Origin of the sequence: Kitasatospora sp. NPDC008115, assembly GCF_042957205.1 — a bacterium.
GTDB lineage: Bacteria > Actinomycetota > Actinomycetes > Streptomycetales > Streptomycetaceae > Kitasatospora.
On sequence record NZ_JBIBHU010000019.1, the window covers coordinates 64,759 to 77,761 of the forward strand.

The 13,003-nt window shown below is 74.7% G+C and carries 12 protein-coding genes; 3 read left to right on the forward strand and 9 right to left on the reverse strand.

The window, feature by feature from the left end; genetic code table 11:
• Nucleotides 1-33 precede the first annotated feature (33 nt).
• The 3 genes from ACFZBX_RS23475 to ACFZBX_RS23485 all read left to right on the forward strand — a co-directional run bounded on the left by ACFZBX_RS23475 (nt 34) and on the right by ACFZBX_RS23485 (nt 2,636).
• Nucleotides 34-1,332, forward strand: coding sequence for a serine hydrolase domain-containing protein (locus ACFZBX_RS23475; RefSeq protein WP_391535740.1), 1,299 nt, complete (start codon nt 34-36; stop codon nt 1,330-1,332).
• Between the two features lie 175 nt (nt 1,333-1,507).
• Nucleotides 1,508-2,005 (forward strand): hypothetical protein, encoded by a 498-nt coding sequence (locus tag ACFZBX_RS23480; RefSeq protein WP_391535741.1) that lies wholly within the window; start codon nt 1,508-1,510, stop codon nt 2,003-2,005.
• A 31-nt stretch (nt 2,006-2,036) separates the two neighbouring features.
• A complete protein-coding gene (locus ACFZBX_RS23485; RefSeq protein WP_391535742.1) occupies nt 2,037-2,636 on the forward strand; it encodes a hypothetical protein in 600 nt (199 codons plus the stop codon).
• Nucleotides 2,637-2,828: 192 nt separating this feature from the next.
• On the opposite strand, the gene ACFZBX_RS23490 is transcribed toward ACFZBX_RS23485, so the two are convergent.
• The 9 genes from ACFZBX_RS23490 to narI form a co-directional block, all read right to left on the reverse strand.
• The gene (locus tag ACFZBX_RS23490; protein WP_391535743.1) at nt 2,829-3,368 is read right to left on the reverse strand and encodes a hypothetical protein; all 540 of its coding nucleotides are present in this window, start codon (nt 3,366-3,368) and stop codon (nt 2,829-2,831) included.
• A gap of 89 nt (nt 3,369-3,457) precedes the next feature.
• The gene (locus ACFZBX_RS23495; protein WP_391535744.1) at nt 3,458-6,310 is read right to left on the reverse strand and encodes a bpX6 domain-containing protein; all 2,853 of its coding nucleotides are present in this window, start codon (nt 6,308-6,310) and stop codon (nt 3,458-3,460) included.
• Complete coding sequence (locus ACFZBX_RS23500; protein WP_391535745.1) at nt 6,307-8,001, reverse strand: hypothetical protein; 1,695 nt, start codon at nt 7,999-8,001, stop codon at nt 6,307-6,309. Before ACFZBX_RS23500 ends, ACFZBX_RS23495 begins: the two co-directional genes overlap by 4 nt.
• The gene (locus ACFZBX_RS23505) at nt 7,998-8,420 is read right to left on the reverse strand and encodes a hypothetical protein (RefSeq protein WP_391535746.1); all 423 of its coding nucleotides are present in this window, start codon (nt 8,418-8,420) and stop codon (nt 7,998-8,000) included. Before ACFZBX_RS23505 ends, ACFZBX_RS23500 begins: the two co-directional genes overlap by 4 nt.
• Nucleotides 8,417-9,610 (reverse strand): AAA family ATPase, encoded by a 1,194-nt coding sequence (locus ACFZBX_RS23510; RefSeq protein ID WP_391535747.1) that lies wholly within the window; start codon nt 9,608-9,610, stop codon nt 8,417-8,419. The genes ACFZBX_RS23505 and ACFZBX_RS23510 overlap by 4 nt, the downstream gene beginning before the upstream one ends.
• A 50-nt stretch (nt 9,611-9,660) precedes the next feature.
• The gene (locus ACFZBX_RS23515) at nt 9,661-10,725 is read right to left on the reverse strand and encodes a WD40 repeat domain-containing protein (protein WP_391535748.1); all 1,065 of its coding nucleotides are present in this window, start codon (nt 10,723-10,725) and stop codon (nt 9,661-9,663) included.
• Entirely contained in the window at nt 10,722-11,588 is an 867-nt protein-coding gene (locus tag ACFZBX_RS23520) for a hypothetical protein (protein WP_391535749.1), read from the reverse strand. The genes ACFZBX_RS23515 and ACFZBX_RS23520 overlap by 4 nt, the downstream gene beginning before the upstream one ends.
• 108 nt (nt 11,589-11,696) lie before the next feature.
• On the reverse strand, nt 11,697-12,212 hold the full coding sequence (locus ACFZBX_RS23525; protein ID WP_391535750.1) for a DUF4240 domain-containing protein: 516 nt from the start codon (nt 12,210-12,212) through the stop codon (nt 11,697-11,699).
• Between the two features lie 62 nt (nt 12,213-12,274).
• Nucleotides 12,275-13,000, reverse strand: coding sequence for a respiratory nitrate reductase subunit gamma (narI, locus tag ACFZBX_RS23530; RefSeq protein WP_391535751.1), 726 nt, complete (start codon nt 12,998-13,000; stop codon nt 12,275-12,277).
• Nucleotides 13,001-13,003 lie beyond the last annotated feature (3 nt).

The following is a 13,003-nucleotide window of genomic DNA, read 5'->3' on the forward strand; positions in this document are numbered from 1 at the left end:
CCCGGGGATGCCGGGCGGGAAGGGGCGGGGACCATGACCAACGTTCAGGATCGGACATCACGCCGGCGCGGCCGGCTGGGGACACGGTTCGCCGCCGTCGCCCTGGCCGGGGCCACCGTCGTCGCGCTCGCCCCCACGGCGGCGGTGGCGGCGGGAGGAACGGACGCATCGGCGACCGGGGCCGCGGAGGAGCGCCGGCCCCGCGTCAACGGGCAGCAGGAACTGCGGGACCTCGTGGAGCGCGGCGGGATGACCGCCGCACTCGCGGAGATCCGCCTCGCGGGCCGCACCCAGTGGCGGGGCGCCGCCGGGACCGCCGACCTGGCCACCGGGCAGCCGGCCAGGTCGGACGGCCGCTTCCGGATCGGCAGCGTGACCAAGACCTTCGTGTCGACGGTCGTCCTGCAGTTGGCCGGCGAGGGCCGGCTCCGGCTGGAGGACCCGGTCGAGCGGCACCTGCCCGGCGTCGTCCCGAACGGCTCGGCGATCACCGTCCGGCAGTTGCTGAACCACACCAGCGGCCTGTTCAACTACACGGAGGACCCGCGCTTCCTGATCAACAACGAGGCCGAACTGCAGGACTTCGCCTACGGCAGGTGGCGCTACCGCGACTACCGGGCCGAGCAGTTGGCCGCGGTCTCCGCCGAGCACCCGCCGTACTTCGCGCCCGGGCAGGGCTGGCACTACTCCAACACCAACTACGTCCTCGCCGGGATGATCATCCGGAAGGTCACCGGTCACACCTGGCAGCGCGAGGTCGAACGCCGGATCGTCCGCCCCCTGCACCTCGACGACACGGAGTTCCCCGGTTCCGAGACCGGCCTCGGCGGCCCGCACGCCCACGCCTACCTCGACATGCCCGCGGGCCCGGCCGACATCACCCGGCTCAACCCGAGCGTCGTGGACGCGGCCGGCAACGGCATCTCCACCACCACCGACCTCAACCGCTTCCACGCCGCCCTGTTCGGCGGCCGACTGCTGCGCCCGGCCGAGATGACCGCCCTGACGGACACCGTGCCGACCGGCCCGGAGGCCGGCCACTACGGCCTCGGCGTGGTCCGGATCGACCTGGGCCCCGGCTGCGAACCGGCCTGGGGCCACGACGGCGGCCTCCCCGGCTGGAGCACCCTGCTGCTCGGCAGCCGCGACGGACGCCGCCAGTTCGCCCTGTCCCAGAACCCCTTCGTCGGCAAGGACAACTCGGCGAGCGGGGAGGCGATCGGCTCCCTGGTGGCCAAGACCCTCTGCGACCCGCCGACAGGCGCGAGCACCTTCACCGCACCGGCCCCTTGGTCCCTCCCCCTCACCGGCCCGGACCTCGCCGCCCGGTAGGGAATCCGGATGTTCTGACGGCCGGACCGTGCGAGCATCGGCGGGTGAACGACGACGAGAAACGTCCACCCGCCGATCTCGCCACCCCCCAGTCCCCTGGCGGGAGCGCTCGCCTGCACGAGGACACGGTCATCGCGCGGGTGGTGCAGACCCAGGTCGGGAAGGGCCGAGGACAGTGAGCACACCCCCGAGCGACGACTACGCGATCACCACGATGTACTTCGTTCCCGGGGACGCCTGGCATGTGGAGCTGGATCTCGTCCGGGAGCAGCGGACCGTCGTGATCGCCGTGGTCCCGGACGAGGACCCGGCGCGCGAGCCTACGGTGTGCTTCGATTCCCGGGGACGGTACCCGGACATCCCGTTCGGGGTCATGCGCTGGTTCATGGACCAGGTCGAGGAGCAGATCCGGACGTCCCGCGCCTGGATGCGCCTGCGACCCGAGCTGGTGAAGGTCGTCCACCGCTTGCGCCAGGAACACTTCGGCGCCATCGACGACGATGACTTTGCCGATGTGCTTGCGGAGTTGCGCGATGTAGTCGCTGAGCGCGATCTCCCCGTCGTCCTCGCGGCCGCCTTCGACCGGCACACCGACGGCACCGCCATGGACGGCATGCAGGCGTTCCGACTCATCGAAGAGAGCGCGGTGAGGTCACATGTCGAGGGTGGATGACCGGCCTCGCGCCGGGGTTGGGGAGGTTGCCGTGTTGTTCGGGTCGCGGGCCGGCTTCGGTTTGGAGTTCCACGTCGAACAGGACCCGGATCTGCTGTGCGTCGACATATTCGTCGGCGGGCTCCAGGTGAACGCCTGGGACAACGCGTTCTACCCGCCGCTGCTGGTCAAGAAGCTCAAGGACGAGTTCACTCGTTTCCGCACGCCGGCCGCGCCACTGGCGGAGTTCACCTCGCCGTCCGAGTCCTTCCGCCTCGCCGAGAGCTGGATGTACGAGGACGACGCCGGTACCGGGCCCGACCCCGCGGCCGCGGAGGCGCTCGCACGGTGCGAGTTCCTGGAGTGGGGGGAGTGCACCGACCAGGTGACGGCGCTCGCGTTCCCGGACGGGGACCGGCTGCACCTGGTCTGCCGGGTACGCGATGTAGGCGAACCCGCCTGCGGCGCCGAGGCCCGGCAGGAGCCGGTGGTGGCCTCGGTCAGCCGGACGGTGTTCGTCGAGACGCTGGAGAGCGCCCTCGCCGTCGCCGAACGCGAGTGGTCCACCCGGCTCGCCGTCATCCGGGAGCGTGGCAGGTCGGATAGCGGCGGGGCCGCACCCGGCGCAGGTCCGGGGCGCACCGAGAGTTGAGCCATTGCCACGGTCGTCGTCGTGGCCTGATGGCTTCCACTCGTTCGCCCAGGACCCTTCATTCCGAGAGCCCCAGGCCGGGTCACCAACCTCAGGCCGGTCGTGACGCTGTCCGGCGGGTTCGGCGGGCCGACGGCCGATCGCGGCCGGAGCCTGCAAGCCGCCTTGCAGGCTCCGTGCGGGGTGGTGAGGTCAGTTGTCGTCGGTGACGGCGAGGGCGTTGGTGATCAGGCGGGTGGCGAACTCCTGGTCCTCGCCGACGATGCGGTTGATGTGCTCCGCGAGGATGACCGCGGTGGCCTCCAGCGGGTTCATCTCCGCCCGGGTCCAGTCGCCGTACTGGGCGCGCCAGAGGTTGGGGCTCAGGCCGATGCCGGCGGCGATGAGGAGGCCGGCCATGGTGGGGACGATCTCGCGGCGGAAGGTGTTGGGCATCATCCGCATCGTGGAGATCAGGGTGGGCACCATGTGCTCGACGACGTCCTTGTCGTGCTCCTCGCAGAGCTTCCGCAGCCACTCCATGTACATGTAGATGAGGGTGCAGACGCCGTCCAGCAGCGCGTCCGCCTCCGCCGGGCCCATGGAGGCGGCGAACTCGTCCGCCAGCCGCTGCTGTTCGGGGTCGACGCCGCTCTTGCCGTCGTAGATGGCCTTGAGGCGCGAGTCCATCACCAGCACGGCGGTGGCCACATCTCCGGCGCGGGCGTAGGCGGGGTCACAGGGTGACGACATGGGAGTCCTCCTCAGCCGGCCGCAATGGGTAGCGGCGCGTGTTCGTAGGGTAGTCCTCCCGGGGGTCGGGGATTCACCGAATGCCGCTCTCAGCCGGTGGTCACCCGGAGGTTGACGAGGAGGGTGGAACCGTCGGCGGAGGTGGCGAGGACGCGGCCGGAGCGGTGCCAGTAGGTGACGGTGCCGCCGTGCCGGCGCACGCCGACCCGGGGGCCGGAGGCTGCGGGGACGTGCAGGCCGAGCGCTGGGGCGGAGGACCGGCCGGTGCCGGCGTGGACGCGCAGGTCCGGGCCTTCCGGGACGGTGAGCGCCCAGTGGTCGCCATCGGTGGCGGGGCCCTCCGAGGCGCGGCCGTCGATGCGCAGTTCGGCGTCCGGGAGCTCGGAGGTCCAGCACAGCAGGGTGTGGTCGTCCGTCTCCTCCGCGAAGGTGGCGAGCAGCTGTCCGGTGGAGAGCGCGACCGCGTCGTGGGGCAGGTCGGCCAGAGTGTCGTCCACCCGCAGGCGCCCGCGCAGTTCCCAGCCGGGAAGGTCCCAGCGCCACACCTCCGTGAGCGCCGAGCGGTCCGGCAGCGGCGAGCGGACGACGGCCGCGCAGCCGTCCGCGGTGCGCGCGATGCCGCCCATCAGCCGCTGCTCGCCGCCGAGTTCGCGCCACACCAGGGTCGGACGCGGGGTCAGGGTGTCGAGGACGACGAGGGCGCCCCCGTCCTCGGCGAGCAGGTGCCGGCCGTCGAAGGACGGCGCGTGGTGCCGGGTCCGCAGGGTGGTCCAGGGGCGGACGGAACGGGTGGCGAGGTCGAGGTGGGTGAACGCGCGCAGCTCCGGGCCGTGGTGCTCGACCAGCAGGGCGCTGCCGCCGTGGTCGGCGAGCACCAGCCGGTCGGCGGGGGTGTCCCAGCGGGCGCGGGTGCGGCCGTCAGGGGCGAGCAGCCGGACGCCGGCCTGGCCGCAGGCGACCAGCAGGGAGCCGGAGTCGAGCAGGGCGGCGTCCAGGACCGGGAGCGTGCCCGGCCGGTCGGCCGCGGTCCAGGCGGGGGCGGCCGTGCCCAGGCGGGGCAGCGGACGGGGGCGGGGCAGGTCGGCGGCGGTCAACGGGTCGGCGCGGCGCAGCAGTCGGTCGAACAGGGCCTTCTCGGCCGCGACGCCGGGGCCGCCGCCGGGACCGCTCCCGAAGCCGCCGTCGCGGACGGCGGCCCGGGCGGCGGCGGTGGCGAGTTCACGGTCGGTGGCCTCATCGGCGGCCGACAGGTCGGCGAGCGCGCTCACCAGGGCGGAGCGGCCGGTGGTGTGCGGGTCGCCGTCGCCGTCGAGGACGGCGCGGGCGAGCGAGCGGGTGGCGTCGCCGGCGCCCAGGGCGAGCAGGTACGGCAGGGCCCGGCCGCGCACGGGACCGCCGAGCGCGACGGCGTCCCGCAGGTCGGCGGCGACCGTCGGGCGCAGTTCGGTGTCCGGCCAGGCGGCCTCGACGGCGCCCAGCCGGTCGCCGGCCGCGCGGCAGTGCTCGGCCCAGGCGGCGCGCAGGGCGCGGGCGGCCTGCGGGTCGGTGGTGGCCAGGCGGTCGACGGCGGCGGCGAACGCTCCCCGGCGGTGGGCGGTGCGGACGGCGCGCTCGCGCTCGCCGGCCCGCCACCAGAGGCGGACCACCTGGTCGGCCGGCAGGCTGCGGCCCTCGGCGAGTTCGGCGGCCTGGGCGCAGCGGTCGTGCCGGTCGAGCAGGGCGACGGCCTCGGCAGGTGTGTCGAGCAGGTCGGCGAGGACGAAGGCGGCCTCGTCGATCCTGCCCTGCCGCTCCAGCCGTTCGGCGGCGTCGCGGTAGAGCGCGCGGAGGTGCTGGTAGGCGGTGGGGCCGCTGAACGGGGTGACCGAGGCCGGGGCGCCCTCGTTCGGGGTGGGGCGCAGGGCGCCGGTGAAGCGTTTGGGCAGGGCGAGGGAGAGCCAGACCCGCGCGGTCGCGCCACCCCGCTGCTCGGCGGCGAGCGGGAGGGCGTCGCGCAGGGCGTCGTCCCAGCGGTGCTGTTCGAAGGCGCGGGTGAGGTCGCGCAGGTAGCGGGCGTGCCGCCCGTGGAGGAGGCGGGCGGCGGGGGTGCGCAGGGCGAGCCTGGCGAGCAGGTCGCCGAGCCAGGGAGGGCCGGGTCGGCGCGAGGCGGCGGCGCGGGCTGCTTCGGCGGCTTCTGCGGAACCGCCGGCCGCGCCGCCGCCTCCGCGCTCTCCGCCGCCGGCCGCGGGCCTGCCGAAGAGCACCGCGTAGGCGATGGCCGCGACGGCCGCCGCGAACACCACGCCGCCCGGGTCGATGCCGTTGTCGTCGATCAGTCCGAAGCCGTAGAGCAGCAGGAGGGACAGCGGAAGCACGATCATCAGGACGACGATGACCGTGGCGGTGCGCGGGTCGATGGCGATCTCGGGACCGCGCCGCCGCCGCCTCGACCGTGCGCGAGAGGCGGGCGGTTCGTCGGAGGTCAGCCGCCGGGCCCGCTCGGAGGTCGGCCGGATGCGGGCGGCAGCCCTGAGATCGGGGCGGGGCGGTACCGGCAGCGACTCCTCGACGGGCGCCGCCTCGGGTGCCGGGGCAACACCGAGCGGGCGCGGGCGGTGCACGGTGAGGCCGGTCGGCAGCAGCCAGCCGGCCGGGTCCACCTCGGGCAGCTCACCAACGAAATGAGTGTCCGTCATGCCCGCCTGAAAAAGCACGAGTTGACCCGGGTCGCCGGCACCGGCCGAGACCCCGGGGCCGGCCAGCGCCCTCCGCCCGGTGCGCTCCAGCGGCAGCCCGGGGGCCCGCCCGGCGCGCGTCGCGACCGGCTCGGGCAGCGTCAACAGCCACCGGCCGTCCGGCAGTTCACGCAGCCGAGCGCCTTCGCACCAGAGCGCCAGGACGCGATCGGCCGCCTCGGCCGCACCGATCAACGGCACGTCGAGGACGAAGCCCGCGGCGTTCACTCATGACTCCTGATCACATCGTGGGTCCGGCCGGTGTTGGCGTTGCCGACCACGAGCCACCCGGACGGGAACTCGACCGCGATCAGCGGCAGGGTGGGGTGTACGGCGGGCGCGGTGGCGCCGCCGGAGAACCGGTTCAGGGTGCGGACGCCGTCGGCGCGGATCGCGCGGACCACCCCGCCCTTGGACGACCAGGTGATCAGCGCGGGTTCGAGGCCGTCCAGGACCAGGCCGATCACCTCGGCCTTCTCCCGGAAGGACAGCCGCCGCTCGTCACCGCGCGGGTTCCGCGCCGTCCACACCTTGCCGTCCTCCGACCAGGCCGCCGTTCGGTCCGCGTGCAGCAGGTGCCGCGCCCGTACGGCCACCGGCGGGAGGGTGTGGTCGAACAGGCGCAGTTCGCGGAACCGGTCGAAGCCGCGCTCGCGTTCCGTGCCCCGGCCGACCGGCCCGTCGTCGGTGACCACGCCGTCGGGGGCGATCCGCCGCCAACGGCCGGCGACCGGGGCCAGCAGGTCGTCCCCGGCGCGCAGCAGCGGCAGCAGGGGGCGGGTCGCCAGCCGCGCCGCGAGCCCCTCGTCGAGGCCGAGTCCGGCCGGGTCGACGGAGAGTTCCGCGGGCCCGGCGAGCGGGCGTCCGATGACGTGGCGGACCACCCGGCCGCGGTGGAGGTTCAGGGTGATCAGCCGTCGGCCGGTCCGCCCGGCGGCGATCACCTGGCCGTTCAACCGGTGCAGTTTGGACTGCCCGGTGCCCGGGTGCCGCTGCTCGACGTCGCGCACGTCCATGGCGAAGAGCGTTCCGGCGTGCCGGCCCCGGGCGAGCAGGAACGGCGCCTCGGTGGTGAACGCGGGCAGCCACTGCCCGAGCGGGCCGGCCGCCGAGGCCTCGGTCGGCGGGGCCGCGGTCGGGCCGGTGCGCCGGAACTCCGCGCCGCGCAGCGCCCGGACGGCGATGTCGGGGGCGGGTAGCGGCAGTTGGAACTCGGTGCGCTCCAGGCGGACGGTGACGTGGGTGGCGCCCGCCGGGCCCCAGCGGGCCGGTTCGCTTCCCAGGACCCTGGGCCGGCCGGGGAACCGGTCGGCGAGCCGGGGCGAGGTGAGCAGCCACGCGCGGTCCGCGGCGTCCAGGGTGGCGGCGGCGAACTCCACGTCCTCGGGAGTCGGTTCGGCGGTGCGGCGGGCCGCGAGCCAGGCGGGCAGCAGATCGGCGGGCTCGCCGCCGAACCAGTGCACGGGCTCGTCGCCGAGCACGCCCACCAGCAGTTCGCCGCCCCGGGCGGTGGCGCGGCGGTGCAGCACGAGCAGCGCGGCCAGCTGGACGAGGCGCCCGGCGCCGGCCTGCGAGGGGCCGGCGTCCACCATCACGACGGTCCGCCCGCGCGGCTTGGTGGTGCGGAACTCGGGGGCCAGGTAGAGGAGTTCGCGGTCCACGTAACGGCGCAGGAACTCGTCGGGGTGTTCCTCGGCGAGCAGCCACTCGGCGGGCAGCAGCTGGTCGGGGCGGCCGGACCGGCCGAGCCCGCCCACGCCGTCGGGCTCCCCCGGCCCGTCGGCGACCGGCTCGCGCTCGCCGATGAGCGCGTCGAGACGGCGCAGCAACGGGCCGAGTGCGGTGGCCAGTTCGGGGGTGAGCGCGGAAAGCGCCGCGGCCCAGGGCGCGAGTCCGGCCGGCAGCCGGGGGGCGGTCATCGCTCGGCCCGCCGGGTGTAGGGCGTGAGCGCCTCGGGGTCGGTGGCGGGGGCCGGCGGGGCGGCGACGAGGGCGTGGCCGGGGGTGAGCGCGCAGAGGTCGCCGGGTTCGGCGCCGAGCGCGGCGCGCCACAGGGCGGGGGCGGGCCGGGGGCGGGCGGTGGTCGGGACGAGCAGGTCGCCGTCGCGGCCCAGGTAGCGGGCGCCGTCCGACCACGGGAGGTCGGCTTCCGCGCCGAGGACGAGCAGCGCGGTGTCGTCGGCGAGCACGCCCAGCCTGGCGCCGTCGGTGATCCGGGTGCGGGTGGCGGCGGCCAGGGCCGGGACGGCGTCGCCGACGGCGAGGACGGCGGTGGCGGTGAGCGGTGGCTCGCGGCGCTCCCAGGTGAGCGCCACGGCGGGCGGAGGCGGGTACGTCACGAGGGCGCGACCGCCGCGACGAGTTCGGCGCGTATGCCGGCGAGCGCGGCGGGCAGGTCGGCGGGGACGAAGCCGGCGTCGATCTCGCGCAGCGCCGCCTCCAGGCGGAGCCGGGAGTCGCGGCCCTCGGGCAGGCCGCGGTGCTCGGCGAGCAGGGCGGCGCCGGTACGGGCGAGGCGTTCGGCGCGGGCGGCCGTGCTGCGGGAGAGTTCCTCGGCGGCGTGCGTGAGCGAGGTGTTGGCGGCCTTCTCGATCAGGTCGGCGAGGGTGTCGCGGGCCAGCGCCTGGGTGTCGGCGGTGGGGGCGATCAGCGGCAGGACCCACAGGTCGCGGGCGGTGGCGGCGTCCCGTCCGTCCAGGACGGCGGCGGCCGCGACCAGCCGCTGCGAGCGGACGGCCCGCCGGTCGCCGACGGGGACGCCGGCGGCGCGCAGCCGGCGCAGCGCGGTGGCGAGCAGCGGGGTGACGCCGTCGAGGTCGCAGTCGCGGGCGGCGGCGGTGAGCCGGTCGAGGGCGCCGAGCAGGTCACCGTTGCCGGTGAGGGCGGCGGCGGGCCGCCGGCCGGCCTCCAGGAGGTCCTCCAGCCGGGCGTCGGCGACCGGTTCGACGAACACCCGGGCGAGGAAGCGGTCGGCGAAGGCGGCGAGCGCCGGGTCCTCCGGCAGGTGGTTGGCCGCGCCGACGCAGACCCGCAGCGGGCTGGCGAGGACGGTGCCGCCGCGCCGGAAGACGCGTTCGTTGAGCAGGCCGAGCAGGGTGTTGAGGACGGCGGTGGAGCCGAGGAAGACCTCGTCGAGGAAGGCGATCTCGGCCTCGGGCAGCATGCCCGCCGTCTCGAACTCGACCCGGCCCTCGCGCAGGCCGCGCAGGTCGACGGGGCCGAACAGCTCGTTGGGTTCGGTGAACCGGCCGAGCAGGTACTCGAAGTAGCGGCCGCCGAGCTGACCGGCCACCCGGCGCACGGCCTGCGACTTGGCGGTGCCGGGCGGGCCGACGACCAGCAGGTGCTCCCCGGCGACGGCGCAGAGCGCGACCACCTCGGCGACCGTCTCACGGTCGATCATGCCGCGCCCGGCGGCGCCGACGGCGGCCGCGATCAGCTCGGAGTCCTGACGGAGCGTGTCCTGGCCGGGCGTGTCCTGGCGGAGCGCGGCGGAGCGGGCGTCGGGCGGGGTGCTGGTGTCGGTCACGAGCACCGGAGTCTACGGTGGGCGGAGCGAGCGCCACCAGCGGGTTTCCGTCAGGGGGCGGGGGTGGCGATCCACACCTGGCTGTCGGCGGCACCGCCGCCCTCCGACTCCTTCCTCGCGATGGTCCTGATGAGGAGCGCGTCACTGTTCGGGACGGCGCCGACCTCCTCCACCCGGTAGCCGGGGAAGGTGTGTTCCCAGACGGTGCGGCGGGCCCCGACGTCCCAGACCGCCACGCCCGAGGGCGTCCCGGCCGCCGCCCGGCGGCCGTCGCCGAGGACCGTGGCCGTCCAGATGATGGTGAAGTCGCCGACGGCGACCGTCTTGTCGGCGAGCACCCGGCCGGTCGTGAGGTCGACCACGACCTCGTGGCCGTCGGCGGTGCCGAAGGCGGCGAGGCTGCCGTCCCCGTTGAACCGCACGCTGCGGGCCTCGCACGCGCAGCCGATCGTCTCCCCGGCGCGGTCCGGGTCGGCGGGGTCCCAGGTGTCGACGCCTTCCAGGCTCGCCGCGCGGACCAGCCCGTCCCCGGTCACGGCCCAGTCCTCGTAGGCCGAGCGGCCCCCGTCGGGGACCGGCTTCTCGGGCAGGGTGCTGGTCCGGCCGTCGGCCGCGTCCACCACGGTGAGCTCGAAGCTCCCGAAGACGAAGAGGTCACCGCCCGGCGACAGGGCGCCCGGCCCTTCGAGGGGGTCGATGGTGAGGTCGGTCGGGGTCTCACGGGAGAGGTTCATGATCCGCAGCGCTCCCTCCTGGCTGAGCACCGCGGCCGTCCCGCCGTCCGCCGACACCCGGATGCTCCGCACCTGGCCGAGCGTGGCGGTCATCGGCTTGGCCACCCCGCCGTGGGCGCGGTCGACGTAGTAGACGCGCTCCTTCGAGGTGCCCACCAGGACGAGGTTCTCGCCGAGTGCGGCGCTCGCGATGATCCGCCCCGCGTCATCCTCCGGCAGCGACACCTCGGCGAGCGTGTAGCGGGCGTCGTCCGGCCCGCCCCCGGCCGTCCCGGTGGCCGGTGGGGCGTCCGACTGCCAGCGGGCCACGCCGATGCCGACGGCGATGGCGGCCAGGCAGGCCAGGAGCAGCGTGATCGTGCGCACCCTGACCCCGGTCATGGCGTGGCCCTCCCGCCCGGTGCCGGCGGATCGAGCCGGTCACCGACGGCACGGGTCTGGTCGGAGTCGTTGTCCCTCCAGGTGCTCGTGAAGTCCCAGGACCAGCCGGATGCCTTCGGCACGGGCGCGGTGCGGAAGTTCTTCCCGCCGTTGTCGACCCGCACCGTCGTGTGCTTGCTCCCCGAGACCAGGTCGAACTCCAGGTACCACTGGTAGAGCGCCTGTTCGGTCGTCGCCGAGATCAGGAACGTCTCGATCTCACCGGACTCGACCGTGAAGCCGAACGGCGCGCCGTCGTCCGACTTGTAGATGGCCCGGGGCTGCGGGCTGTCCAGGTCGATGGTCAGGAAGCGGAGATTGGCCTGGCCGGCCGTCGGACACGTGACGCCGACCGAAGGCGGCGGCGCCTCGCGGGAGGCGACGACCACCCGGACGTTGGCGATCTGCACCTGCCGCTCGGCGTTGCCCTGCACCGTCACCTGGAGCCTGCTCTCGCCGGCGTCGGTCCCGGCGTTCTTCATCAGCCAGTCGTGGAAGCCGGTGCAGCCGTTGCCCGGACCCGTGGTGGGCGCCGCGCCCGCGGGCAGCACGCCCTGGATCGCCAGGTCCCCGAACGCGCCCACCTTCTTCGGATTCGTCTCGACGGAGACCGTGGCGGGCGGCGGTGTGCTCCGCGCCAGCGAGTCCGCCCCGTCGGTGAGGCGGGTCACGCCCCAGGAGACGACCCCCGCCAAGGCGGTCGTGACGATCAGCGCGGGCAGCGAGAGGACCAGCTCCCGCCGGCTCCGCCTGCCTCGCGGGGCTTCGGCGGGCTCGGCCGCCCGCCCGTCCCCCGCTTCCTCGGTCGGTCTGTCCCCTTCCACGCCCTCCCCCTTCCCACGGCGCGCTGCCCTGGAATGCGCGCCGATCGCCGGAAAAGACCCCTGTCCCCCAAGTGCCCTGCCGCATCCCGGGCGAACCCCGATGGATCGTCAGATCTTTTGCCAGCCCTCCTTGTTGGAGCATGACTCGTAGTCGTACCGGGTGAGGTGATCCCACTCCTCCCCCGTCGCCGACTCGTAGGCGTCCTCGTGCGGGTAGAGCAGGCGCTCGCCGCTGCGGAAGGAGTACCGCGCGAAGGCGGCCGGGTCGGCGAGCACCTGCTCGTACGCGGCGCGGCCGGAGGCGACCACGGCGGCGCGGGCGTAGAGGAAGCCGTCGTCGCTCAGCGGCATGGGCGCGTCGTCCGGGTGGTCGGGGTCCGCGGCCCGCTGGGTCCCGTACTCCCGCCGGTCGAGGCGGTAGAGGGCCTCGGCGAGGCGTTCGCCGAAGCCGACGATCTCCTCGGCCGGTCCGGCGGCGAGGGCCTCGGCCAGGCGCTCGCAGCCGTCGTCGAAGGTGGCGCAGAAGGCGACGGCGGGCTCGCCGCCGATCAGGTCGATCAGCTGCCAGAACCGCTCCCAGGGCAGTTCGACGGCCTGGTCGGGCGACGAGGTGGTGGTGTTCACGGTCGGCTTCCGTTCCGTACGTGGTGCGGGTCGGAACGGATCGTGTCACGCGCCACCGACAGTCAGTCGTCGAGTTGCTCCCAGCCGCGCCGCACCGGGGCCCCGGCGGGCTGCCGGGGGTCGCGGGCGCGGTAGACGATGTACGGGCGGAACAGGTACTGCACGGGGGCGCTGAACATGTGCACCAGGCGGGTGAACGGCAGCAGGGCGAACAGCAGCAGGCCCACCACGGCGTGCACCTTGAACGCGACCGGCACGTCCGCCATCCGGCTCACGTCCGGGCTCAGCGTGAACAGGCTGCGGGCCCACGGGGCGATGGTGGAGCGGTAGTCGTAGCCGGAGTCCAGCGAGGAGTGCATCAGCTTGGCGACCAGGCCGAGCACAATGGCCGCGAGCAGCACCACGTACATCAGCTTGTCGTTGCGGGTGGTGGCGCGCAGCACGGCGGGGGTGCGGCGCCGGCGGTAGAGCAGCACCAGGATGCCGGCGACCGCCAGGAAGCCCGCCGCGCAGCCGGCGAACAGCGACAGCAGGTGGTAGGCGTGCTCGTCCAGGCCGACGGCGTCCGTCCAGGAGGCGGGCACGAACAGGCCCATCAGGTGGCCGGCCAGCACGAAGAGGATGCCGTAGTGGAACACCGGGGAGGCGATGTTCAGCAGGCGGGACTCGTAGAGCTCGGAGGAGCGGGTGGTCCAGCCGAACTTGTCGTAGCGGTAGCGCCAGACGAGTCCGGAGACGAGCAGCGCCGCCGCGATGTACGGCAGTGCGCCCCAGAGGAAGGTGTCCATTCG

Excerpts from the sequence above, each read along its gene's own strand:
- ACFZBX_RS23475 (WP_391535740.1), top strand. The coding sequence starts at position 34 with ATGACCAACGTTCAGGATCGGACATCACGCCGGCGCGGCCGGCTGGGG.
- ACFZBX_RS23500 (WP_391535745.1), bottom strand. The coding sequence starts at position 8,001 with ATGACCGCCCCCCGGCTGCCGGCCGGACTCGCGCCCTGGGCCGCGGCG.
- narI (WP_391535751.1), bottom strand. The coding sequence starts at position 13,000 with ATGGACACCTTCCTCTGGGGCGCACTGCCGTACATCGCGGCGGCGCTG.
- ACFZBX_RS23515 (WP_391535748.1), bottom strand. The coding sequence starts at position 10,725 with ATGACCGGGGTCAGGGTGCGCACGATCACGCTGCTCCTGGCCTGCCTG.
- ACFZBX_RS23490 (WP_391535743.1), bottom strand. The coding sequence starts at position 3,368 with ATGTCGTCACCCTGTGACCCCGCCTACGCCCGCGCCGGAGATGTGGCC.